The 24,537-nt window shown below is 38.9% G+C and carries 20 protein-coding genes, 1 other RNA gene and 2 pseudogenes; 22 read left to right on the top strand and 1 reads right to left on the bottom strand.

Translation table 11 applies throughout. The features are described from left to right. Positions 1–2 precede the first annotated feature (2 nt). The 17 genes and pseudogenes from HMPREF1116_RS10440 (at position 3) to tnpA (ending at position 17,300) form a co-directional block, all read left to right on the top strand. Positions 3–968, top strand: a complete 966-nt coding sequence (locus tag HMPREF1116_RS10440) for a glycosyltransferase family 2 protein (RefSeq protein WP_000362088.1) — start codon at positions 3–5, stop codon at positions 966–968. Positions 969–974: 6 nt separating this feature from the next. Further along, positions 975–2,390, top strand: coding sequence for a flippase (locus HMPREF1116_RS10435; RefSeq protein ID WP_000866218.1), 1,416 nt, complete (start codon positions 975–977; stop codon positions 2,388–2,390). A 214-nt stretch (positions 2,391–2,604) separates the two neighbouring features. Then, positions 2,605–3,753, top strand: coding sequence for a hypothetical protein (locus HMPREF1116_RS10430; RefSeq protein ID WP_007555917.1), 1,149 nt, complete (start codon positions 2,605–2,607; stop codon positions 3,751–3,753). Positions 3,754–3,878: 125 nt separating this feature from the next. Next, the gene (gene glf, locus HMPREF1116_RS10425; RefSeq protein WP_000272511.1) at positions 3,879–4,979 is read left to right on the top strand and encodes a UDP-galactopyranose mutase; all 1,101 of its coding nucleotides are present in this window, start codon (positions 3,879–3,881) and stop codon (positions 4,977–4,979) included. Beyond that, the gene (locus HMPREF1116_RS10420; protein ID WP_000191294.1) at positions 4,976–5,968 is read left to right on the top strand and encodes a stealth family protein; all 993 of its coding nucleotides are present in this window, start codon (positions 4,976–4,978) and stop codon (positions 5,966–5,968) included. The genes glf and HMPREF1116_RS10420 overlap by 4 nt, the downstream gene beginning before the upstream one ends. Before the next feature lie 10 nt (positions 5,969–5,978). Beyond that, positions 5,979–7,034 carry a sugar transferase gene (locus HMPREF1116_RS10415; RefSeq protein WP_000878658.1) on the top strand — a complete coding sequence of 352 codons (1,056 nt, stop codon included), beginning with the start codon at positions 5,979–5,981 and terminating at the stop codon, positions 7,032–7,034. A 496-nt stretch (positions 7,035–7,530) separates the two neighbouring features. Beyond that, a pseudogene (ftsA, locus tag HMPREF1116_RS10410) lies at positions 7,531–8,722 on the top strand (cell division protein FtsA); the annotation flags it as partial. Then, positions 8,713–8,904 carry a cell division protein FtsA C-terminal domain-containing protein gene (locus HMPREF1116_RS12585; protein WP_398578144.1) on the top strand — a complete coding sequence of 64 codons (192 nt, stop codon included), beginning with the start codon at positions 8,713–8,715 and terminating at the stop codon, positions 8,902–8,904. The pseudogene ftsA and the gene HMPREF1116_RS12585, both read left to right, overlap by 10 nt. A gap of 17 nt (positions 8,905–8,921) precedes the next feature. Further along, entirely contained in the window at positions 8,922–10,178 is a 1,257-nt protein-coding gene (gene ftsZ / locus HMPREF1116_RS10405) for a cell division protein FtsZ (RefSeq protein WP_000144264.1), read from the top strand. A gap of 5 nt (positions 10,179–10,183) precedes the next feature. Beyond that, entirely contained in the window at positions 10,184–10,855 is a 672-nt protein-coding gene (locus HMPREF1116_RS10400) for a YggS family pyridoxal phosphate-dependent enzyme (protein ID WP_025171305.1), read from the top strand. Between the two features lie 9 nt (positions 10,856–10,864). Beyond that, the gene (locus tag HMPREF1116_RS10395; protein WP_000053352.1) at positions 10,865–11,416 is read left to right on the top strand and encodes a cell division protein SepF; all 552 of its coding nucleotides are present in this window, start codon (positions 10,865–10,867) and stop codon (positions 11,414–11,416) included. Further along, positions 11,416–11,679 carry a YggT family protein gene (locus HMPREF1116_RS10390; protein ID WP_000576493.1) on the top strand — a complete coding sequence of 88 codons (264 nt, stop codon included), beginning with the start codon at positions 11,416–11,418 and terminating at the stop codon, positions 11,677–11,679. The genes HMPREF1116_RS10395 and HMPREF1116_RS10390 overlap by 1 nt, the downstream gene beginning before the upstream one ends. Then, positions 11,676–12,461: a YlmH family RNA-binding protein gene (locus tag HMPREF1116_RS10385; protein WP_001224258.1), complete on the top strand. Its 786-nt coding sequence runs from the start codon at positions 11,676–11,678 to the stop codon at positions 12,459–12,461. The genes HMPREF1116_RS10390 and HMPREF1116_RS10385 overlap by 4 nt, the downstream gene beginning before the upstream one ends. A gap of 8 nt (positions 12,462–12,469) precedes the next feature. Beyond that, positions 12,470–12,724 carry a DivIVA domain-containing protein gene (locus HMPREF1116_RS10380; protein WP_000028986.1) on the top strand — a complete coding sequence of 85 codons (255 nt, stop codon included), beginning with the start codon at positions 12,470–12,472 and terminating at the stop codon, positions 12,722–12,724. Between the two features lie 16 nt (positions 12,725–12,740). Next, the gene (locus HMPREF1116_RS10375) at positions 12,741–13,526 is read left to right on the top strand and encodes a DivIVA domain-containing protein (protein ID WP_001123200.1); all 786 of its coding nucleotides are present in this window, start codon (positions 12,741–12,743) and stop codon (positions 13,524–13,526) included. A 258-nt stretch (positions 13,527–13,784) separates the two neighbouring features. Beyond that, positions 13,785–16,577 (top strand): isoleucine--tRNA ligase, encoded by a 2,793-nt coding sequence (ileS, locus tag HMPREF1116_RS10370; protein ID WP_000768138.1) that lies wholly within the window; start codon positions 13,785–13,787, stop codon positions 16,575–16,577. A 208-nt stretch (positions 16,578–16,785) separates the two neighbouring features. After that, a pseudogene (tnpA, locus tag HMPREF1116_RS10360) lies at positions 16,786–17,300 on the top strand (IS200/IS605 family transposase). Between the two features lie 453 nt (positions 17,301–17,753). Here tnpA and ssrA read toward each other — a convergent pair. Beyond that, positions 17,754–18,101, bottom strand: a transfer-messenger RNA (tmRNA) gene (ssrA, locus tag HMPREF1116_RS11965). A 206-nt stretch (positions 18,102–18,307) separates the two neighbouring features. Between ssrA and recJ the strand changes: the two genes are divergently transcribed. From recJ to HMPREF1116_RS10335, 5 genes are all read left to right on the top strand, one after another. Continuing rightward, positions 18,308–20,533 carry a single-stranded-DNA-specific exonuclease RecJ gene (gene recJ, locus HMPREF1116_RS10355; protein WP_025171304.1) on the top strand — a complete coding sequence of 742 codons (2,226 nt, stop codon included), beginning with the start codon at positions 18,308–18,310 and terminating at the stop codon, positions 20,531–20,533. 134 nt (positions 20,534–20,667) lie between these two features. Next, complete coding sequence (locus HMPREF1116_RS10350; RefSeq protein ID WP_000359372.1) at positions 20,668–20,952, top strand: DUF2695 domain-containing protein; 285 nt, start codon at positions 20,668–20,670, stop codon at positions 20,950–20,952. 226 nt (positions 20,953–21,178) lie between these two features. Further along, the gene (locus HMPREF1116_RS10345) at positions 21,179–22,840 is read left to right on the top strand and encodes a ribonuclease J (RefSeq protein ID WP_001092164.1); all 1,662 of its coding nucleotides are present in this window, start codon (positions 21,179–21,181) and stop codon (positions 22,838–22,840) included. Positions 22,841–22,905: 65 nt separating this feature from the next. Beyond that, entirely contained in the window at positions 22,906–23,685 is a 780-nt protein-coding gene (locus tag HMPREF1116_RS10340) for an alpha/beta hydrolase (protein WP_000280000.1), read from the top strand. A 106-nt stretch (positions 23,686–23,791) separates the two neighbouring features. Then, complete coding sequence (locus tag HMPREF1116_RS10335) at positions 23,792–24,493, top strand: M57 family metalloprotease (protein ID WP_025171303.1); 702 nt, start codon at positions 23,792–23,794, stop codon at positions 24,491–24,493. Positions 24,494–24,537: the final 44 nt, after the last annotated feature.

Here is a 24,537-nt window from a genome sequence, read left to right as displayed (position 1 = left end):
TAATGGATAAGGTTTCTATTGTTGTACCAGTATACAATGTCGAAAATTGCTTAAGTTATTGCGTAGACAGTTTAAGACAACAGACCTATAAAAATATAGAAATTATACTGGTAGACGATGGTTCTACAGATCGTTCGGGAGAAATTTGTGACCAGTATGCTGAGGAAGATGAGCGTATTAGAGTTCTTCATATTGAAAATGGGGGACAATCTCGTGCCAGAAATATTGGAGTCCAAGCAACAACTTCGAATTGGATTATGTTTTTAGATTCTGATGATTATTATAATTTGAAAGCTGTAGAATATTTAGTTGCTTTAAGAGATAAATACGCAGTTGATTTAGTCGTAACATCAATTGTTGAAGTGCGAACATATCAAACAGAATTGAATACTGAGGACATCTCTCTTGAAAACAGCGAGAAATTAGATTGTTATACAGGCCTTGTTCGTATGTTTTACGGAAATAGTGTCGGTACACATCCAGGTGGTAAACTCTACAAGAAAGAGATTTTACTTCAGTATCCTTATCCAGAAGGAATGATATACGAAGATTTGGCGATGGCTTATGAGCATATTCACGACTGTCCTGAAATTGCGGTTGGGTATAGAAGCGTTTATAAATACTATCGACGTATGGGAAGTACTGTTAATTCGAAGTACAGTGAACGTCTCTTGAATTTTTACAAAGCCATGGAATGGAATAGAAGCTATATCGAACGAGACTATCCTAATGATAAGGAAATGAGAAGGGCTTTAAATGTCCGCTATGTCTTTAATGGTCTACATGTTGTACATGCTATGCTTAGTTCAGAAATGTATTCGGATGTCAATAAAATCAGAAAAGAATACACTAGATACTTCAACGATATTATTCCTAATCCAAATATAACAGGGAAAAATAAAGTGAAATATTTGTTATTGTTACTATCACCAAGATTATATAAAAAAATTAGAGGAAAGATTGGTTAGAAACTTATGAAAGTCTTAAAAAACTATGCGTATAATCTTTCCTATCAACTTCTAGTGATAATTCTTCCTATTATAACGACACCTTATGTAACCAGGGTATTTAGTTCAACTGATTTAGGAACTTATGGTTATTTCAATTCCATTGTTACCTACTTTATTCTTTTAGCTACTTTAGGTGTTGCTAACTATGGAACAAAAGAAATTTCAGGTCATAGGAAGGATATCTGGAAGAATTTTTGGGGCATATACACTTTGCAACTTAGTGCCACTATCCTTTCGATCACCTTATATATTATCATGTGTCTCTCCTTTCAATTTATGCAGAATCCTGTTGCTTATATATTGGGATTGGGTTTGGTATCTAAGGGGATGGATATTTCTTGGCTATTTCAAGGGTTAGAGGATTTTCGTAAGATAACAGTTAGAAATATTACTGTCAAACTTGTAGGTGTTATTTCGATTTTCTTGTTTGTTAAATCAGCAAATAATTTATATTTATATGTTTTTTTGTTGACTATATTTGAGCTGCTGGGGCAGTTGAGTATGTGGTTGCCAGCAAGGGAATTTATTGGTAAACCTCATTTTGATTTATTATATGCAAAGCACCATCTAAAGCCTGTGATTTTGCTATTTCTACCGCAGATTGCTATTTCGCTATATGTTACTTTGGATCGTACTATGCTAGGAGCATTATCCTCAACTAAAGACGTCGGAATTTATGACCAAGCCTTAAAATTAGTCAATATTTTGCTTACACTAGTGACTTCACTAGGAAGCGTGATGCTTCCTCGTGTTGCCAATCTTCTATCAACTGGAGATCACAAGGCAGTAAACAAAATGCACGAGACGTCCTTCTTGATATATAATTTAGTCATTTTTCCTATCATTGCAGGGATGTTAATTGTTAATGACGATTTCGTGCAATTTTTCTTAGGACAGGATTTCCAAGATGCTAAGTATGCGATAGCAATTATGATTTTTAGAATGTTCTTTATTGGCTGGACAAATATTATGGGTATTCAAATCTTGATTCCACATAATAAAAATAAAGAATTTATGATTTCGACAACTATTCCAGCTATTGTGAGTGTCGGTCTGAATTTATTATTACTACCTAAATTAGGTTACATCGGAGCAGCAATTGTTTCTGTATTAACAGAAGCCTTAGTATGGGCTATTCAACTGTATTTTACAAGAAACTATTTAAAGGAAGTGCCTCTTCTTGCTTCGACATTTAAAATTATAGGAGCATCGGCTCTCATGTACGGTGTATTACTCGTGGTCAAAACTACAGTAAATATTACACCTGCTGTAAATGTTATGGTATTTGCTACAATAGGAGCAGTACTTTACATTTCTCAAATACTATTCTTAAAGGTTATTAGTCCAAAAGAGTTGAAAAAGCAGTTATCTAATGAGTAAAATTTTATAGAATAAATACGAAATTTTGGTGACTTATAGCCTTGTTGCAAAAATAGAACTCTTTTGTGGATTAAATTGCTTTGATTGATTAAATAGTTAGGAAAGGGAGGATGGAAGAGTATAAGTGAACTAGAAGTTTAAAGAAATAATATTATTTTCATTCAATTCGAAATTTTTTCTATTTAGTTCACCCTATATTATTCTTTTTCAAAAAATGATAAAAATTAAATTTGAAAACCTACTAGTCAGCATTGTTGCATCTATTGTGGTGTTTTTTAATACTATATCTACTACTATGCTAGATAGGACTTTTTTTCAAGTCAAAGTAAATTTTCTATTTTTAGTTGTATTGCTTTTAGGGCTTCGTTTTTTGTATAAGATGCGTATCTCATACAAATATCTTTTACTTTCGATTTTTTTATTAATTTCGGGGGTATTAGTGTATTTTCAAACGAATAGGCTTAATTTTCTTGTCTATTCAATGCTACTTGTCTTCTTGGTTAATGTAGATATTAAAGTGGTGTTGAAGAACTATGTAGTTGTGGTTGGTATCCTTGTAGTAGCAGTTTTTATTTTATCACTCGTTGGTATTGTCCCTAACTTGCAATATAATCGTGCAGGTGTTATTCGAAATTCGTTTGGGTTTATTTATCCAACGGACTTTGCATCACATTGTTTCTATCTATTTTTAGCAATTTCTTATCTTTTAAAAGATAAATTTATTTGGACCAGATCTCTGTTTGGTGTCTTGCTATCAGCTTTTATTATAAAATACTGTGATGCACGTTTAAATGCTTTGTCTATTCTCTTAGCAACGATAATATTTGTATATTTTTACTTTACTAAAGAGAAAAAATATAGATTGTATTCTATTTTACCCTTTTCATCAATTATATTTTCAGGACTAATTTTATATTTGACATACTACTTTTCATGGTCTTCTCAGTTTTTTGTTTCGATAAATAAACTTATTACTGGTAGACTTTCTTTGGGGAAAAATGCATTCAATTCTTATGAATTACATTTATTTGGGACAAGAAACGTTCAATTTATCGGATCAGGTGGAAAAACAGAATCTGTAATAGGGTATAACTATGTAGATTCTTCTTATGTGCAGATGTTGTTTACATATGGAATAGTGCCTGTAGTTCTATTGATAATAATTTATGTTGTTGCCTCAAGGAAACAGTACAAGGATGGTCAATATTTATTAGTTGCGATTTTATCATTGATTGCTTTTAACTGTATGATTGAAGCCTTCTGGTTTGTTCCTACATATAATATATTCATGTTTTTACTATTTACAACAAATACTTTTAGTAAAAAAGAGTCAAATGATATTGTTGCATTGAATGAGACCTAGCTCTAGTACTAGATTTTAGGTGGATCTAATACATGATATGATACTTTTCTAAAAAACAACTAACTTTTGCTGATCCTGAGTCGGCATTAATAAGAAATTATAGAGTTCATTAACGGAGTTTTAATATGTATGACTATTTAATTGTAGGTGCAGGTTTGTCAGGGGCAATCTTTGCACACGAAGCCACAAAACGTGGCAAAAAAGTAAAAGTGATTGACAAGCGTAATCACATCGGTGGAAATATCTACTGTGAAAATGTTGAAGGTATCAACGTTCACAAGTACGGTGCCCACATTTTCCATACGTCCAACAAAAAAGTGTGGGACTATGTCAACCAATTCGCTGAGTTTAACAACTATATCAACTCACCAGTAGCTAACTACAAGGGCAGTCTTTACAATCTCCCTTTCAATATGAACACCTTCTACGCTATGTGGGGAACTAAGACCCCGCAAGAAGTCAAGGATAAGATCGCTGAGCAGACAGCAGATATGAAGGATGTTGAGCCTAAAAACCTGGAAGAACAAGCTATCAAGTTGATTGGTCCAGATATCTACGAAAAGCTGATTAAGGGCTATACAGAAAAACAATGGGGACGATCTGCCACAGACCTTCCTCCATTTATCATTAAACGACTTCCAGTCCGTTTGACCTTTGATAATAACTACTTTAACGACCGTTACCAAGGGATTCCAATCGGTGGCTACAACGTCATCATTGAAAACATGCTGGGTAATGTGGAAGTAGAGCTTGGCGTTGATTTCTTTGCTAATCGTGAAGAGTTAGAAGCATCGGCTGAAAAAGTTGTCTTCACAGGGATGATTGACCAGTACTTTGACTACAAACATGGTGAGTTGGAATATCGTAGCCTTCGATTCGAGCATGAAGTTTTGGATGAAGAAAACTATCAAGGGAATGCCGTGGTTAATTACACAGAACGTGAGATTCCTTACACTCGTATCATTGAGCATAAGCACTTTGAGTATGGTACACAACCGAAGACAGTTATCACCCGTGAATACCCAGCTGATTGGGAACGTGGAGATGAACCATATTACCCGATCAACGATGAAAAGAACAATGCTATTTTTGCTAAATACCAAGAAGAAGCAGCCAAAAATAACAAGGTCATCTTTTGTGGACGTCTAGCAGACTATAAATACTATGATATGCATGTTGTTATTGAACGTGTACTTGAGGTTGTAGAGAAAGAATTGTCTAAATGACACAAGAACAAATTGATATTGTTGTGCTATGGGTTGATGGGAGTGATCCTGAGTTTATCCGTGAGAAACAGACACTAACGGGGGGGATGGACTCTATTGACCCATATATTGATGGAGATATGCGATATCGTGATTATGGAACTTTTAACAATTGGTTCCGTATGATTGAAAAACATGCTCCTTGGGTCAATAAAGTATTTTTAATCACAAATGGACAGAAACCTGAATGGCTGAACTTGGATCATCCCAAATTGAGGTGGATTAAGCATAAAGAATTTATTCCACATGAATATCTTCCAAGTTTTAATGCTTCAGCAATTGAATTAAATCTTCATCGTATAGAAGAATTATCTGAGAATTATCTCTATTTTAATGACGATATGTACATGATAAAGGATTGCGAACCTTCGGATTTCTATAAAAATGGTTTGCCTAAACTATTTGCTGTTTATGATGCAATAGTTCCGTGGGCTCCGATAACAAAAACATACCTCAATAATATCGAGTTAATTTATCGCCATTTCCCTAATAAGGCTGCTATGAAAGCATCGCCCTGGAAATTCTTTAATTACCGCTATGGTTTACGCTTGTTTAAGAATTTAATATTGCTACCTTGGGGACCGACAGGATATGTCAATCCTCACTTGCCGGTTCCTATGAAGAAGAGTACTTTAGCGCACCTCTGGGAAATCGAATTTGAAACCCTTGATAGGACGTCAAAAAGTCAAATTCGAGACTATAAAGTTGATGTGAATCAGTATATATGTCAAAACTGGCAGATTGAAAGCAATCAATTTTACCCAATTGCACACAATATAGGGAAGTCGATTGACCTGAATCGACTTGATCAGCTGGACCGTATTTTTAAGGATAAGCATAAAAAGCTTCTTTGTGTAAATGACAATGTTGACTTCAAAGAAGAAAATTTGCTCCGTTTTAAAAAGTTCTTAGATGAACGTTATCCTGAAAAGTCGGCTTTCGAACTATGAGAATAAAGAGATGAAATATTATTTAAAAGAAGAATTTTTAAAGGATAAAAATATCAAAAACGCTGGTAATAAGGCGCGAAATGATGTCGAGGAAATTGTAAAAAAAGAGGGTTTTAGTCCTTTGTTATTGACGGTTGAAGACTGGTACAAAATGAGTACGATTAAAGCTCAACAACACAAATCAAAAGCCTTGGCACAAGCCTTTTCGCGGTTGAAATCAGGAGATCAACTGTTAATTCAATTTCCTATGCTCCATCATAGCTTCTTTACCACCTGTTTAGTAAAAAAATTGCAAGCTAGAGGGGTCAAAGTCTATTTTATTATTCATGATTTAGAAGTCTTGCGTTATGTCAATCTGAATACAGTACCTTTAAAACATAAAATTCGTGTACAGCTTCAAGAATCAAGTCTTTTAAAAGTTGCTGATGGCCTTATTGCGCATAATCCGATTATGAAGTCAGTCCTGGTCAATAAGGGTATTTCAGAACAAAAAATTGTCAGTCTAGGTATTTTTGATTATCTGATCCCCGATTTTCAGGAAAAAGAAGAACTTTCGAAGGATCAACCGATTATTGTGGCAGGTAATCTAGCACAAGAAAAAGCGGGTTATTTGTATGATTTGCCGTCTAGCCCTGCCTATAACCTTTATGGTGTTGGCTTTGATGAAACTAGAAAGTTAGCAAACCAAGAGTATTTCGGTTCCTTTCTCCCTGATGAACTTCCTGCAGCACTTTCAGGAGGATTTGGACTTGTCTGGGATGGTGATAGTTCTGAAACTTGTAGTGGTGTTTTTGGGGAGTATCTGCGATATAATAATTCTCATAAGGCATCGCTTTATCTAGCTGCTGGGTTTCCATTGGTGGTATGGAAACAATCTGCTTTATCTAGTTTTGTACTAGAGAACCAGTGTGGGATTGTAGTTGAATCGTTACACGATCTAGCCCAAGTCATTGAACAATTAACCCAGAATGACTATCAAAAGTTACTAAAAAATGTGAGAAGTGTAGGTCAAAAAATTCGAAAAGGGAACTATCTGCATACAGCATTAAGTCAATACGAATTTTAACAAATAGTACTAATTACTTTTTTATTCTTTGAGAAGTGTATTTACTAATAGATGGGGAAAGAGTGGTTGTGGAAGTTTTGAAACACTATTCCACTTTAAAGATTGAATAAGTTGGGCTTTTTTCTACCTTTGCCAAGTCTATCAAGCACTTAATAAAAATGATACAAGGCAGTAGCTTTGTAGAGGTTGTTGTCTTATTTGGCTCTTTGTTAACAGTAGTGGGTTGAATAAAAGCTAACATCTGGAGTGGACAATCGTTGTCCTCTCCATTTTTATATTCAGAGCGATGAAAATCCGTTTTAGACTAACATCCACTTTGGCTAACCAAGTGGATGTTAGTTTGAGAAATCACCTTCAAGAAAAAGCTTGTTTAAATGTTAGAAAATTCGAGCACGAATGTTTTTTTTGTGTTATAATATTTTGTGAGTAGTTATGCCTTGGTGTAGCTATTAAAAATAGAAGTGTGAAACTGGGAAGATAGAGAGGACGCAGTGTAATGACTAGAAATGGTTTTTTTACAGGCTTAGATATCGGAACTAGCTCTATTAAAGTGTTGGTTGCAGAGCTTGTAAACGGTGAAGTAAATGTAATTGGCGTAAGCAATGCCAAAAGTAAAGGTGTCAAAGATGGGATTATCGTTGACATCGAAGCAGCAGCGACTGCTATTAAGTCTGCAATTTCTCAAGCAGAAGAAAAAGCAGGAATTTCAATCAAGTCTGTAAACGTTGGCCTACCAGCTAATTTGCTACAAGTTGAGCCAACTCAAGGCATGATTCCAGTGACATCAGATACAAAAGAAATTACGGATCAAGATGTCGAAAATGTTGTCAAATCAGCCTTGACTAAAAGTATGACTCCAGACCGTGAAGTTATCACCTTTATTCCAGAGGAATTTGTCGTAGATGGATTCCAAGGGATTCGTGATCCTCGCGGGATGATGGGTGTACGTTTGGAAATGCGTGGTCTCTTGTACACTGGCCCACGTACGATCCTCCACAATCTTCGTAAAACTGTTGAGCGTGTAGGCGTTCAAGTCGAGAACGTGATTATTTCACCTCTTGCAATGGTTCACTCTGTCTTGAATGAAGGTGAACGTGAGTTTGGTGCGACTGTTATCGACATGGGTGGTGGTCAAACGACTGTTGCCACTATTCGCAACCAAGAACTTCAATATACAAATGTCAACCAAGAGGGTGGCGATTATGTCACAAAAGACATTTCAAAAGTTCTCAAGACTTCTAAGAAAATTGCAGAAGGTCTAAAATTGAACTACGGTGAAGCTTATCCACCACTAGCTAGCAAGGAAACTTTCCAAGTTGAAGTGATCGGTGAAGTTGAACCAGTTGAAGTGACTGAAGAATACTTAGCTGAGATTATTTCAGCAAGAATCAAGCACATTTTTGAGCAAATTAAGCAAGATTTGGAAAGACGTCACCTATTAGACTTGCCAGGTGGTATTGTCTTGATTGGTGGAAATGCTCTTCTTCCAGGTGTCGTTGAATTGGCCCAAGAAGTATTTGGAGTACGTGTTAAGTTATTCGTACCAAATCAAGTAGGTATTCGCAATCCTGCTTTTGCCCATGTCATCAGCTTGTCAGAATTCGCTGGTAGTCTTACTGAAGTGAATATTTTGGCACAACGAGCAATTCGAGGTGACGAAAGTTTACGCCACCAACCGATTGACTTTAGAAGTTCAGCTCAACCAGTTTCACCTGTTTCTCCACGACCAGTATTTAATACAGTGACAACTCCTGAGCCTGAAACAACTCAATCTGTTGAACCAGTAGCTCCTCTTCAATCAGAAGAAAAGAGCAAAGGTAAATTAACGGATCGTTTCCGTAGCTTGATTGGAAGCATGTTTGACGAATAAAATAGAGGAATATAAATATGACATTTTCATTTGATACAGCAGCAGCACAAGGTGCAGTAATTAAAGTAATCGGTGTCGGCGGTGGTGGTGGAAATGCCATCAACCGTATGGTTGACGAAGGCGTTTCTGGCGTTGAATTTATCGCAGCCAACACAGATGTACAAGCTTTGAGCAGTACAAAAGCTGAGACAGTTATCCAGCTCGGCCCTAAATTGACTCGCGGACTTGGGGCAGGAGGTCAACCTGAAGTTGGTCGTAAAGCTGCAGAAGAAAGCGAAGAAGTATTGACAGAAGCGATCAGCGGTGCGGACATGGTCTTCATCACTGCTGGTATGGGTGGTGGTTCTGGTACAGGTGCTGCACCAGTTATCGCTCGTATTGCAAAAAGTCTTGGTGCTTTGACAGTCGGTGTTGTAACTCGTCCATTTGGTTTTGAAGGAAGCAAACGTGGACAATTTGCCATCGAAGGAATTAACGAACTTCGTGAGCATGTTGATACACTCTTGATTATCTCAAACAATAACTTGCTAGAAATCGTCGACAAGAAGACTCCACTTCTTGAAGCATTGAGTGAAGCAGACAACGTTCTTCGTCAAGGTGTTCAAGGGATCACAGATTTGATTACAAATCCTGGTTTGATCAACTTGGACTTTGCAGACGTTAAGACGGTTATGGCCAACAAAGGTAATGCCCTCATGGGTATTGGTATCGGTAGCGGTGAAGAACGTGTTGTAGAAGCTGCTCGTAAAGCAATCTACTCACCACTTCTTGAAACAACTATCGATGGAGCAGAAGATGTGATTGTCAACGTAACGGGTGGCTTGGACTTGACTTTGATTGAAGCTGAAGAAGCATCAGAAATTGTTAACCAAGCAGCTGGACACGGTGTTAACATCTGGCTCGGAACATCTATTGATGAGACAATGAAAGACGAAATCCGTGTGACTGTTGTTGCGACAGGAGTACGTCAGGATAAAGTTGAGAAAGTTGTAACTGCTCAACCACGCCAAGCGACACACCGTGAACCTGCTCGAACTAGCCATGCACAAACTTTTGATCGTAATTTTGATATGGCTGATACAGCAGAAATTCCAACTCCAAGTTATCGCCGTCAAGAAACACCAAAGACATCAGCTTTTGGTGACTGGGACTTGAGACGAGACGCCATCGTTCGTCAAGGAGAGCCAGTTGTTTCTCCAGTAGAACGCTTTGAAGTTCCAGCAGCGACAGATGAAGACGAGTTGGAAACTCCACCGTTCTTTAAAAATCGTTAATGAAGATGAATTTAAAAGAAAATACGAACCTTGTTTTTCAACAGATATCGAATGCAGTTCAGGAAGCCGGTCGTGAAAACGATTCGGTTTCTGTGATTGCGGTGACCAAGTATGTAGATGTTGAAACAGCCTCAGCTTTGGTTTCGCAAGGAGTGCAACACATTGGTGAGAACCGTGTTGACAAATTTCTTGACAAGTATCATGCTCTGAGTGATAAGAATCTTACTTGGCATTTGATTGGAACCTTACAGAGACGTAAAGTCAAGGAAGTGATTTCTTATGTGGATTATTTTCATGCTTTAGATTCCTTAAAGCTAGCTCAGGAAATTCAAAAACGAGCGGACCACAAAATTAAGTGCTTTTTGCAAGTAAATATCTCCCAGGAAGAGAGCAAGCACGGTTTTTCGAAAGAAGAATTGCTAGGCCTCTTACCAGAACTTTCAGAATTAGATCAGATTGAGTACGTTGGATTGATGACCATGGCTCCGTTTGAAGCAACAAGTCAAGAGTTACAAGAGATATTTAAAGAAACGCAAGAATTGCAAAAATACATTCAAGAAAAACATCTCCCTAATATGCCGATGACCGAACTCAGTATGGGTATGAGTCGAGACTTCAAAGAAGCGATTCAATGTGGTTCAACTTTCGTTCGAATCGGTACAGCATTTTTTAAGTAGGAAATAACCATGTCACTAAAAGATAAATTTGATAAGTTTATAGATTATTTCACTGAAGATGGAGAAGAGGTGGCACCAAACGTTGCTGAATTAAAGTCTGAACAAACCTTAACTTCAGTTTCGGCTCCAAAGGAAGAACTTCCAAGATCTCAACAGTCACCACAATCTTCACAAGTGAATGCTAAAGAAAAAAATATTACACGCCTTCATGCTCGTCAGCAAGAGTTGGCGATGCAGAGCCATCGTAGCATAGAAAAGGTAACTATTGATGTTCGTTATCCTCGTCGCTACGAAGATGCAACAGATATCGTTGATTTGTTGGCAGGCAACGAAAGTATTCTAATTGACTTCCAATATATGACTGAAGTACAAGCACGACGTTGTCTAGATTACTTAGATGGCGCTCGCCATGTGCTGGCTGGTGAATTGAGAAAGGTTGCAAATACCATGTACCTTTTGACACCAGTAGGAGTTGTGGTTAATATTGAAGACATTCGCTTGCCTGATGGTTCTCACGGTGAAGAGTTTGATTTTGATATGAAGAGAAATCGAGTGAAATAATGATTTTTCTAATTCGTTTTATACAAAATGCTGCAACTATCTATTCATGGATACTTGTAGCTTTTGCTCTATTATCTTGGTTTCCCAATGCCTATGATACAGCACTAGGTCGTTTGTTGACTAGCTTAGTCAAACCGATCCTTCAACCCTTGAGACGTCTGCCCCTAAGTATTGGTGGTATTGATTTTTCAGTTTGGGTGGCTGTCATTTTAGTTCATTTAGTCGGTAACTATTTGATCCGTTTTCTTTTAATACTAGCATGAGAAAAGATATTTATCAGCATTTCTCAGTCGAGGATATTCCTTTCATTGATAAGGGACTGGAGTGGCTTAGGCAGGTTGAAGAGCATTACGCTCCCATCCTAACTCCCTTTATCAACCCCCATCAGGTCTTTATTTTAAAGACATTGGGCAATCATCATGGGATTCAAGTTTTTTCAAGCAATGATTTTGTGCCTAGTGAGTATAGTCGTGTGCTTCTTGCACCAGATTATTTCGTACCGACTTTAGCGGATTTTGAAATGGAATTACTTGAGATTGTTTATTCTAGTAAGTTTGATCAATTGACTCATTCCAAGATTTTAGGAACCGTTCTGAATCGTCTGGGAATTGATCGCAAGTTGTTTGGTGATATTTTAGTTACGGAAAATAGAGCCCAAATCATTGTGGACCAAAAATTCACTTCTCTCTTTCAAGATGGGATTCAAAAGATTGCTAGATTGCCTGTCAAACTAGAAGTCGTATCTTTTGAAGAATTGGTAGAAGCCGAGAGTGATTATCAGGAAAAGGAAGTTTTAGTTCCGAGTATGCGCTTGGATGCTTTCTTGTCAAATGTTCTGAAATTGTCTCGCTCTCAGACAGCTGATTTATTAGAAAGAAAATTTGTTCAGGTAAATTACCATCTGGTTGAAAAATCTGACTATCAAGTTAAGTTAGGTGATTTAGTAAGTGTCAGACGCTTCGGACGGATTATCTTACTCAAAGAAAATGGTCAAACCAAAAAAGATAAGAAAAAAATAACAGTCCAATTACTGCTAAGCAAGTGAGAAGAAACATGTCGATTACACCACAAGAAATTATTGATAAAGCTTTCTCCATTAAATTCAGAGGCTATAATAAGGAAGAAGTTGACGAATTCTTGGATAAGATTTATTTTGACTATGAGGAACTAGTCCGTTACAAGGATGAAACTGAAGTCTATATCAAAAGATTAGAAGAACGTCTTTCGTCTTTTACTACTGATTTTCCTAAGAGATCAGTGACAAACGAGCAAGAACCAGAACCATTGAATGATTCTATTTTTTATTAAGTAAGTGAGGAAAAATATGCCAATTACATCGTTAGAAATCAAGGATAAAACCTTTAGTACCAAGTTTAGAGGTTTTAATCCTGAAGAAGTTGATGAATTTCTAGATATTGTTGTTCGTGATTATGAAGCGCTTGTTCGTAGTAACCATGAAAAAGAGCAACACATTAAAAATTTAGAGGAACGTTTGTCTTATTTTGATGAGATTAAGGAGTCATTGAGCCAATCTGTATTGATTGCTCAAGATACTGCTGAACGCGTCAAGCAATCTGCCAATGAACGTTCACAAAATATCATCAAACAGGCAGAACAAGATGCGCAACGTCTGCTTGATGAGGCTAAGTATAAGGCTAACGAAATCTTGCGTCAAGCTACGGATAATGCTAAGAAGGTTGCAGTAGAGACGGAAGAGTTGAAGAATAAGAGCCGTGTCTTCCATCAACGTTTGAAATCTACAATTGAAAGTCAATTGGCTATTGTAGACTCATCTGACTGGGAAGAAATTTTGCGTCCAACAGCGACTTACCTTCAAACAAGTGACGAAGCATTTAAAGAAGTTGTTGGAGAAGTTTTGGGTGAAGATGTTTCTGCCTACCATGATGAAGAACCAATTGACATGACCCGTCAGTTTTCACCTGAGGAAGTAGCTGAACTCCAAGCCCGCATTGAAGCAGCTAATCGAGAATTGGCTGAATCACAAAAAGAAGCAAGACCAGATACTGCTAGCTCAGTAGTAGAAGGAGTCGTTTCTTCAAACCAAGATTCTCAACCAACCCCCTTGACAGAATCTATTGATCTTTTATAAGAAAGAAAATCTGGGAACAAGATCTAATCAAACATATTTTCAGCGAGTAGGAGATGGTGGAAGTCCTACAATCCATGTTGATTAGATTATCCTCTCAAGTTATCAAGTCTGAAGTTAGTAAGATTTGACGTTACCCACGTTACGGGAAAAGAGGGAGAAAGAAGACTAGTTCTTTTTCCGAACAAAGGTGGTACCACGATTTTCGTCCTTTTTAGCGAATCGTGGTTTTTAATTTGTCTATATAAAAAAGGAGATATCATGAAACTCAAAGAAACTTTAAATCTTGGGAAAACTGACTTCCCAATGCGTGCAGGCCTTCCTACAAAAGAGCCAGTCTGGCAAAAAGAGTGGGAAGAAGCAAAACTCTACCAACGTCGTCAAGAGTTGAATGAAGGGAAACCTCACTTCACTCTTCATGATGGGCCTCCATATGCCAATGGAAATATCCACGTAGGACATGCCATGAACAAGATTTCAAAAGATATCATTGTTCGTTCTAAATCTATGTCAGGATTTTACGCACCATACATCCCAGGTTGGGATACCCATGGACTACCAATCGAGCAAGTTTTGGCAAAACAAGGTGTCAAACGCAAAGAGATGGATTTGGTTGAATACTTGAAACTTTGCCGTGAATACGCTCTTTCTCAAGTAGATAAACAACGCGAAGACTTCAAACGTTTAGGTGTGTCTGGTGACTGGGAAAATCCATATGTAACTTTGACCCCTGACTATGAAGCAGCGCAAATCCGTGTCTTCGGTGAGATGGCTAACAAGGGCTACATCTACCGTGGTGCTAAGCCAGTTTACTGGTCTTGGTCATCTGAGTCAGCTCTTGCTGAAGCGGAAATTGAATACCATGACTTGGTGTCAACATCACTCTATTATGCCAATAAGGTTAAAGATGGTAAAGGTGTCCTAGACACTGATACTTACATCGTTGTTTGGACAACAACTCCATTTACCATCACTGCTTCTCGTGGTTTGACTGTTGGTGCGGATATTGATTACGTTTTGGTTCAACCTGCTGGTGAAGCTCGTAAGTTTGTGGTTGCTGCTGAATTGTTGAACAGCTTGTCTGAAAAATTCGGTTGGGCGGATGTTCAAGTTTTGGCTACATACCGTGGTTCAGAATTGAACCACATCGTGACAGAGCACCCATGGGATACAGCTGTTGACGAACTCGTTATCCTTGGTGACCACGTTACAACAGACTCAGGTACTGGTATCGTCCATACAGCCCCAGGTTTTGGTGAGGATGACTACAATGTCGGTGTTGCTAACGGACTCGAAGTTGCTGTGACAGTTAACGAACGCGGGCTTATGATGGAAAATGCAGGTCCTGAGTTTGAAGGCCAATTCTATGACAAAGTTGTTCCAACTGTTATTGAAAAACTTGGTGATTTGCTTCTTGCTCAAGAAGAAATCTCTCACTCATACCCATTTGACTGGCGTACTAAAAAACCAATCATCTGGCGTGCAGTTCCACAATGGTTTGCTTCAGTATCAAAATTCCGTCAAGATATTTTAGATGAAATCGAAAAAGTGAAATTCCATTCAGAATGGGGTAAAGTCCGTCTTTACAACATGATCCGTGACCGTGGTGACTGGGTCATCTCACGTCAACGTGCTTGGGGAGTTCCTCTTCCAATCTTCTACGCAGAAGACGGCACACCAATCATGACAGCTGAAACAATTGAACATGTAGCTCAACTCTTTGAAGAGCATGGTTCAATCATCTGGTGGGAACGTGATGCTAAAGACCTCTTACCAGAAGGATTTAGCCATCCAGGTTCACCAAATGGAGAGTTCAAGAAAGAAACAGACATCATGGACGTATGGTTTGACTCAGGTTCATCATGGAACGGAGTAGTGGTTAACCGTCCAGAACTCAAATACCCAGCTGACCTCTACCTTGAAGGTTCTGACCAATATCGTGGTTGGTTCAACTCATCACTTATCACATCTGTGGCTAACCATGGTGTGGCACCATACAAACAAATCTTGTCACAAGGTTTTGCCCTTGACGGTAAAGGTGAAAAGATGTCTAAATCTCTTGGAAATACCATTGCTCCAAGTGATGTTGAAAAACAATTTGGTGCGGAAATCTTGCGTCTCTGGGTAACCAGTGTTGACTCAAGCAATGACGTGCGTATCTCAATGGATATCTTGAGCCAAGTTTCTGAAACTTACCGTAAGATCCGTAACACTCTTCGTTTCTTGATTGCTAACACATCTGACTTTAACCCAGCTGAGGATGCAGTTGCTTACGAAGAACTTCGTTCAGTTGACAAGTATATGACCATTCGTTTTAACCAGCTTGTGAAAACAATTCGTGATGCTTATGCTGACTTTGAATTTTTGACAATCTATAAAGCACTAGTGAACTTTATCAACGTTGACTTGTCAGCCTTCTACCTTGATTTTGCCAAAGACGTTGTCTACATCGAAGGAGCAAAATCACTTGAACGCCGTCAAATGCAAACTGTCTTCTACGATATTCTTGTAAAAATTACCAAACTCTTGACACCAATCCTTCCTCACACTGCGGAAGAAATCTGGTCATATCTTGAGTTTGAAGCGGAAGACTTTGTTCAATTGTCAGAATTGCCAGAAGCTCAAACATTTGCTAATCAAGAAGAAATCTTGGACACATGGGCTGCCTTCATGGACTTCCGTGGACAAGCTCAAAAAGCCTTGGAAGAAGCGCGTAATGCCAAAGTCATCGGTAAATCACTTGAAGCTCACTTGACGGTTTATCCAAATGAAGTGGTGAAAACTCTTCTCGGAGCTGTTGATAGCAATGTAGCTCAACTCTTGATTGTCTCTGAATTGACTATCGCAGAAGGACCAGCTCCAGAAGCTGCCGTAAGCTTCGAAGATGTTGCCTTCACAGTTGAACGTGCTGCAGGTGAAGTATGTGACCGTTGCCGTCGTATTGATCCAACTACTGCAGATCGCAGCTACCATGCAACCATCTGTGACCACTGCGCAAGCATCGTTGAAGAAAACTTTGCGGAAGCAGTTGCTGAAGGATTTGAAGCTAAATAATTTTATATACTGGAGAGAACAGATGTTCTCTCTTTTTTATGGAGTGAATACTCTCTTATTATGTGACTATTAGTCCGTCTCGCTCCGTGAGGTGCGAGAAAAATAAACCACCCGCTATGCGGGTGCGCGTCGAAGGTTATATCAAAAAAACTCCAAACGCGATACAATAAAGGTGTTCAAGCCAATTGTAAAGCGAAAGGAGAAAACCATGGCACAAAAGTCTCATAGTTTATCACACACAAAGTGGATGTGTTCTATCACATTGTGTTCACCTCTAAGTATAGACGAAAAGTCATCTATAATCAATATCGAAGTAGTTTGGGAGAAATATTTCATCGCTTGTGTAGTTATAAAAGAGTTGAAATTATCGATGGTCACTTAATGCCAGACCATGTACATATGCTAGTAAGTATTCCACCAAGGATAAGTGTTTTAAGTTTTATGGGGTATTTAAAAGGCAAAAGTGCACTCATGATGTTCGATAAACACGCCAACCTCAAGTACAAGTTTGGGAACCGGCATTTCTGGGCAGAAGGTTATTATGTGAGTACAGTAGGGCTTAATGAAGCCACGATAAGGAAATACATCCAAGATTAAAGAAATTATCCAGTGGATGATTTCTTTACGAGTATGAAAATTTGAGAACGAGTAAAGCATGATATAGTACTAGATAAATTGAGTGTAAAAGAAAATGAGGATCCCTTTAGGGATAGTGGTAAGTAATACTCACGCCTATTTAAGAGGCAAGTGACGAGTCAAGAGTAATAAGGCTTGAACAACGTGAAAGCCAGCGTCTTTAGGCGCTGGCTGGTTGATTGGTCTACTTAATGGAAAAGTGGTAAAAAGTAAATTTCTAAAATGCTAGAAAAATAAAGAAATTGAAGAGGAGAAATTCCTATCGAGTATCATTAGTAGGATTACGAAAAATAAAAGGTGACTGTTTATTTTTAAAATATGGAGATAGAGCCTTGTAAACTAGGCAAACAAAAAAAGAGGTTGGGATAAAAAAGATCCCGACCTCACTTTTTATTAACAATCAAACTTTGACGCGGTAGCTGATTGGAGTTTTTGTTTGTCTTTTAGACTCCAAAAAGCTCCTAATCATCCTCGCGGGGCTGGGACTACGAAATCGAGACTTTGTCTATCGATTTCTGTCCCACCGCCTTTTTTAAAATATAATGGAGCCGGTGGGAGTCGAACCCACGTCCAAACACCTGCTAACATATTTGTCTACAACCATAGGTTATGTATTGTTTTAACAGCTCCTCGACACATAACTCAAGCCTAGGAACTGCGAGTCTATCAATCTCTTATCAAACTGCTAGACAAAGTTTGATCGTATCTCGCTAATAATAAGACCTGTCATTGAACACGAGCGATCCAAATCGGGTCACGCCTGCTGGTTTTTAGGCAGCTAGAGCGTAAGAAGTGTTATTTTTTGCAGTTATATTTAACTGAGCGTTTACGTCGCCACACGAGTCGCAAAATATGCCTCATAATGCCTGTCGAATCCGTAACGACCCCAAAAGACAATACAATTATTATACCTTATCTGAGGGGAAATTGCAAAAGTCAAGTAAAAAAAGGAATGACACTTTGGGATATCTATGTTTTATAAGTGGTTGTTTAGAACGATGAAGAGTCATTAACTTAGTAAGAAAATCAAGAGAAAAACTGGAAATCATGTTATAATAAAAAGATAGAATCGTAAGAAAGAGTGGATGATTTTTTTGATAATTCCTACTTATAATTGGCAATTCGCTCCGCAAGTTGAGGATGCGGATTTTACAAAGATAGCTAAGAAAGCTGGTTTGGGACCTGAAGTAGCTCGTTTGTTATTTGAACGAGGCATCAAGGATGAAACTAGTCTGAAAAAATTTTTAGAACCTTCTTTGGAGGAATTACATGATCCCTACCTTTTAAATGATATGAAAAAGGCAGTGGAGCGGATTCGCTATGCTATTGAGCAAGGGGAACTGATTCTTATTTACGGGGACTACGATGCGGATGGGATGACTTCGGCTTCCATTGTTAAGGAAAGTTTAGAACAGTTAGGCGCTGAGTGCCTGGTCTATCTTCCTAATCGTTTTACGGACGGCTATGGTCCAAATGCCAGTGTCTACAAATATTTTATCGAACAGCAGGGCGTGTCTTTGATTGTGACGGTGGACAATGGTGTGGCGGGGCATGAAGCCATTGATTTGGCTCAGTCTATGGGAGTGGACGTCATTGTGACCGACCACCATTCTATGCCTGAGGTTTTACCAGATGCCTATGCTATTATCCATCCTGAACATCCAGGGGCGGACTATCCTTTCAAGTATTTGGCGGGTTGTGGGGTCGCTTTTAAGTTGGCTTGTGCCCTTTTGGAAGAAGTACAGGTCGAGTTGTTAGACTTGGTTGCAATTGGGACAATTGCCGACATGGTCAGCTTGACGGACGAAAATCGTATCATGGTCCAATATGGTCTTGAGGTCTTGCGCAATACTCAGCGAATGGGATTGCAAGAAATGTTTGAAATCGCTGGGATTTCGAGTAGTGATGTGACAGAAGAGACAGTTGGTTTTCAGTTAGCACCGCGTTTAAATGCTCTAGGACGTTTGGATGATCCCAATCCAGCTATTGATTTGTTGACTGGATTTGACGATGAGGAAGTACATGAAATCGCCCTTTTGATTCATCAGAAAAATGAAGAACGTAAGGAAATTGTTCAGTCCATTTACGATGAAGCCAAGGGCATGGTGGATCCTGATAAAAGTGTTCAAGTTTTGGCTAAAGAAGGCTGGAATCCGGGAGTTCTTGGAATTGTAGCTGGGCGTTTGCTTGAAGAACTAGGTCAGACAGTTATAGTCTTGAATATCGAAGATGGACGCGCCAAGGGGAGTGCTAGAAGCATAGAAGCAGTCGATATCTTTGAAGCCTTGGACCCACATCGAGAACTGTTTATCGCATTTGGTGGTCACGCAGGTGCTGCAGGTATGACTCTTGAAGTGGAAAAGTTGGAAGTCTTGTCTGATGTTTTGGAAGCCTATATCCGAGAAAAAGGTGCAGATGCCCAAGGTAAAAACAATCTATTTTTAGACGAAGAACTGGACTTAGAGGCCTTGAGTTTGGAGACGGTGAAAAGTTTTGAACGTCTAGCTCCTTTTGGGATGGATAACCAAAAACCTGTCTTCTATATTCGAAATTTTCAAGTTGAAAATGCTCGCGTTATGGGGGCTGGTAATGCTCATCTCAAGCTGAAAATTTCCAAAGGTGAGGCCAGTTTTGAGGTAGTCGCTTTTGGTCAAGGGAAATGGGCGACTGAATTCTCACAGACCAAGCAATTGGAATTGGCGGTGACTCTCTCTGTCAACCAATGGAATGGACAAACCACCTTGCAGTTGATGATGATTGACGCCCGTGTAGAAGGTGTCCAGCTCTTTAACATCCGTGGTAAGAATGCCCTGTTGCCAGAAGGTGTACCTGTTTTGGACTTTACGCAAGAGTTACCTGATGTGACCTCTTGTCCAGCTATTGTCGTGAAGAATATCCCTGAGGATATATCCCTTCTTAAGAAAATCTGTCAGGAGCAGGAATTTTCAGCTCTTTACTTTAAAAATGATATAGCTAAGGCTTACTACTTGACGGGCTATGGCACAAGAGAGCAGTTTACAAAATTGTATAAAACTATCTATCAGTTCCCAGAGTTTGATATTCGCTATAAACTCAAGGATTTGGCGGCCTATCTCAAGATTGAGCAAATTCTATTAGTTAAAATGATTCAGATATTTGAAGAGCTTGGCTTTGTGACCATTGAAAATGGTGTCATGAGGGTGAATAAAGAGGCTGAAAAGCGTGATATAGCTGAGAGTCAGATTTATCAAAAGCTGAAACAAACTGTCAAGGAGCAAGAAATAATGGCGCTTGGAACAGTCCAGAAAATCTATGATTTCTTAATGGAAAAAAGTGAATAGAGATAGAAAGAGTTGGCTTGCTGACTCTTTTTATATTCATGAATAAGCTCCAATTGGAGTCGGTTTTGTGTTATAATGAGGAAAGAGGACTAGTTGGCAGATAAACTGGTCAAAGGAAAGTCTAGAGGTGTCAAATGGATAAGCTGAAGAAAAAGAGATTACGAGCGGACTATAAAAAGCAAGAAAGACAAAAATTCGAAGAAAGTTTGCCCCTGTCAAGGGAGCTCTTTTTTGACTTGTTTGACTTTTTGGATGTAGAGCTTGAATATCAAGCTTGTCAGGAAGATTTTTTATTAACACAAACATTTCTAGAAGAGCACAATGTGGATGTCGAAACAGTTAGAGACTTTTTAGAAGCAAATGGAGCCTACTGTGACTGCGAAGTGTTATTCAATGTCGCGGAAAGATTTGAAGAGTGACAGGAAGCTAGTCAGAAAACATTCTTTTGAGGAGCTTGTAGTTCTCACTTGTTTGTGCATTTGAGAAGAGTTATTTATAGTTCTTTAACTGGAAACCTTCATTTTGAAAATTAGTAAAAAAATGGTATAATGAATGGAAAAGATTCGGCTGAAAGTGAATTGGACTTTCAGAAAAAGAGAGCATTTAAAGCTCTACAAACAGTTGAAGTGACTATTCGGAGGAAAAATGAATACTATTAAATTAACAACACTTGGGGGTGTACGTGAAAATGGTAAAAACATGTACATCGCAGAAATTAACGACTCGATTTTTGTATTAGATGCAGGTTTGAAATATCCTGAAAATGAACAGTTGGGTGTCGATGTCGTTATTCCAAATATGGACTATTTGTTTGAAAATAGCGACCGTATTGCTGGGGTTTTCTTAACACACGGGCATGCGGATGCGATTGGCGCCCTTCCTTATCTCTTGGCAGAAGCTAAGGTTCCTGTATTTGGCTCAGAGTTGACCATCGAACTAGCTAAACTCTTTGTTAAGGGAAATGACAGTGTCAAGAAATTTGATGATTTCCATGTGATTGATGAAAATACAGAGATTGATTTTGGTGGAACGATAGTGTCCTTTTTCCGTACAACCCACTCTATCCCAGAAAGTTTGGGTGTGGTTTTGAAAACATCTGAAGGCAACATCGTCTATACAGGAGATTTCAAGTTTGACCAAACAGCTAGTGAATCTTATGCCACTGACTTTGGACGTTTAGCCGAAATTGGTCGTGAAGGAGTCCTGGCTCTTCTAAGTGATTCTGCGAATGCAGATAGCAATATCCAAGTAGCCAGTGAAAATGAAGTTGGTGTAGAAATCACGCAAACCATCTCTGACTGGGATGGACGCATCATCGTTGCTGCAGTTGCAAGTAACCTTTCTCGTATCCAGCAAGTTTTTGACGCAGCTGCGGAGACAGGACGCCGTGTTGTTTTGACAGGATTTGACATTGAAAATATCGTCCGTACAGCGATTCGTCTGAAAAAATTGTCTCTAGCAAGTGAAAATCTTTTGATTAAACCAAAAGATATGTCGCGTTTTGAAGATCATGAGTTGATCATTCTTGAAACTGGACGTATGGGTGAACCAATTAACGGCCTACGCAAGATGTCTATTGGTCGTCACCGTTATGTTGAAATCAAAGAAGGTGATCTAGTTTATATCGTTACAACACCATCAATCGCCAAGGAAGCGGTTATGGCACGTGTAGAAAATATGGTCTACCAAGCAGGTGGAGTTGTCAAGCCAATTACTCATAGCTTGCGTGTGTCAGGACATGGGAATGCACGTGATTTGCAATTGATGATCAATCTCTTACAACCTCAGTATCTTTTCCCAATCCAAGGAGAATACCGTGAGTTGGATGCCCATGCTAAGGCTGCTATGGCAGTTGGTATGCTACCAGAACGTATTTTTATCCCTAAAAAAGGGACTACTATGTCTTACGAGCATGGGGACTTTGTTCCATCTGGTGCCGTTACCGCAGGAGATGTTTTGATTGACGGAAATGCCATTGGGGATGTTGGGAATGTCGTTCTTCGTGATCGTAAGGTCTTGTCAGAAGATGGGATTTTCATCGTGGCTATCACTGTTAACCGTCGCGAGAAGAAAATTATTGCTAAAGCTCGAGTGCACACGCGTGGATTTGTCTATCTCAAGAAGAGCCGTGATATCTTGCGCGAAAGTACAGAGTTAGTCAATCAAACAGTAGAAGACTATCTACAAGGTGAAGAGTTTGATTGGGCAGAACTCAAAGGTAAGGTACGTGATAATTTGGCCAAGTTCCTCTTTGACCAAACCAAGCGTCGCCCAGCTATCTTACCAGTAGTCATGGAAGCAAAATAGGATCAAATAGCAAGAGAAAGTCGAGTTTCGGCTTTTTCTTATCTTAAATGAATAAGGAGCAAGTTATGGCAGTAATGAAGATTGAGTATTACTCAGAAGTTTTAGATATGGAGTGGGGAGTGAATGTTCTCTACCCTGATGCGTCTCGGGTTGAGGAGCCAGATTCTACAGATATTCCTGTTCTTTATCTCCTTCATGGGATGTCAGGGAATCACAACAGTTGGCTCAAACGGACCAATGTAGAGCGCTTGGTGCGAGGGACCAATCTGATTGTTATCATGCCTAATACAAGTAACGGTTGGTATACAGATACTCAGTATGGCTATAACTACTATACAGCTCTAGCAGAAGAACTGCCTAAAGTACTCAAACGTTTCTTCCCTAATATGTCTAGCAAGCGTGAAAAAACTTTCATCGCTGGCCTTTCAATGGGAGGCTACGGTTCCTTCAAGTTGGCTCTGTCAACCAATCGTTTCTCACACGCAGCTAGTTTTTCTGGTGCTCTTAGTTTCGAAGAGTTTTCTCCAGAAAGTCAAAATCTTGGAACGCTTGCTTACTGGCGAGGAGTTTTTGGCAAGCTTGATAACTGGGAAACTAGTCCTTATTCACTTGAAACCCTTGCTAAAAAGTCAGACAAGAAGACCAAGCTTTGGGTTTGGTGTGGCGAACAAGATTTCTTGTATGCTGCCAATAACCTAGCGGTGAAGAATCTCAAGAAACTTGGTTTTGATGTGACCTATAGCCACAGTGCAGGAACCCATGAGTGGTATTATTGGGAAAAACAATTGGAACGGTTTTTGGCTACACTGCCGATTGATTTTGTTTTGGAAGAACGCTTGTCTTAGTTTTAGTTTTCTTTCAGCTTACTAAAGTAAAATAAGGAATCTATCTTTAGAATGGGAATCCATGGTTTAAAGGTGGATTCTTATTTTTTTAGAAAGGCGGGAAATCATGTTCTGGATTATACGTGTTCTATGTCGATTGTTACTAGGAATTTGGCGCATGTTCTGGCGCCTTGTGTGGACTCTTGTAGTCTTAATTCTCATTGCTTTAGGGATTCTCTGGTATGTGACGGGGGATTTATCTGGTGTCTTCAATCAAGCGGGACAATTAGTTCAAGTTGGTCAAGCAGGTTGGCATCAATGGCAAGAAACTGGTAAGTTGCAAGGCTTGTCTCAGACCGATCATCATCAAGATTCAGGAGTAAAATGGCCCCAAGCACAGGCGACTATTTATATTGATCCCCAAATGGATGCAACCTTCCAAAAAGCTTATGCTGAAGCTATTTCCAACTGGAATCAGACCGGCGCTTTTAATTTTGTAGTTGTGACAGAACCTGACCAAGCAACTATTTTTGCGACTGAAATGAATGATGGTTCCACATCTGTTGCTGGTGAGGCGGAGAGCCAGACAAATCTCCTGACCAAACAATTTACTTCAGTAACAGTTCGTTTGAATCATTATTATCTATCCAATCCAAACTATGGCTATACCTATGATCGCATCTTGCATACAGCAGAGCATGAGTTAGGACATGCCATTGGGCTGGAGCATACTAATGAAGTGTCAGTCATGCAGCCAGCAGGTTCTTATTATGGTATTCAGGCTCAAGATGTTCAAGCAGTTCAAGAACTATATGAGTCTGGAGAATAAGTGATTTTCAAACGAAAAATAGAGCTCCTTGATGTAAGCAATGA

The sequence above is a fragment of the Streptococcus sp. SK140 genome (assembly GCF_000259525.1).
Taxonomy (GTDB): domain Bacteria; phylum Bacillota; class Bacilli; order Lactobacillales; family Streptococcaceae; genus Streptococcus.
This window is presented reverse-complemented; position numbering and strand designations above follow the sequence as displayed.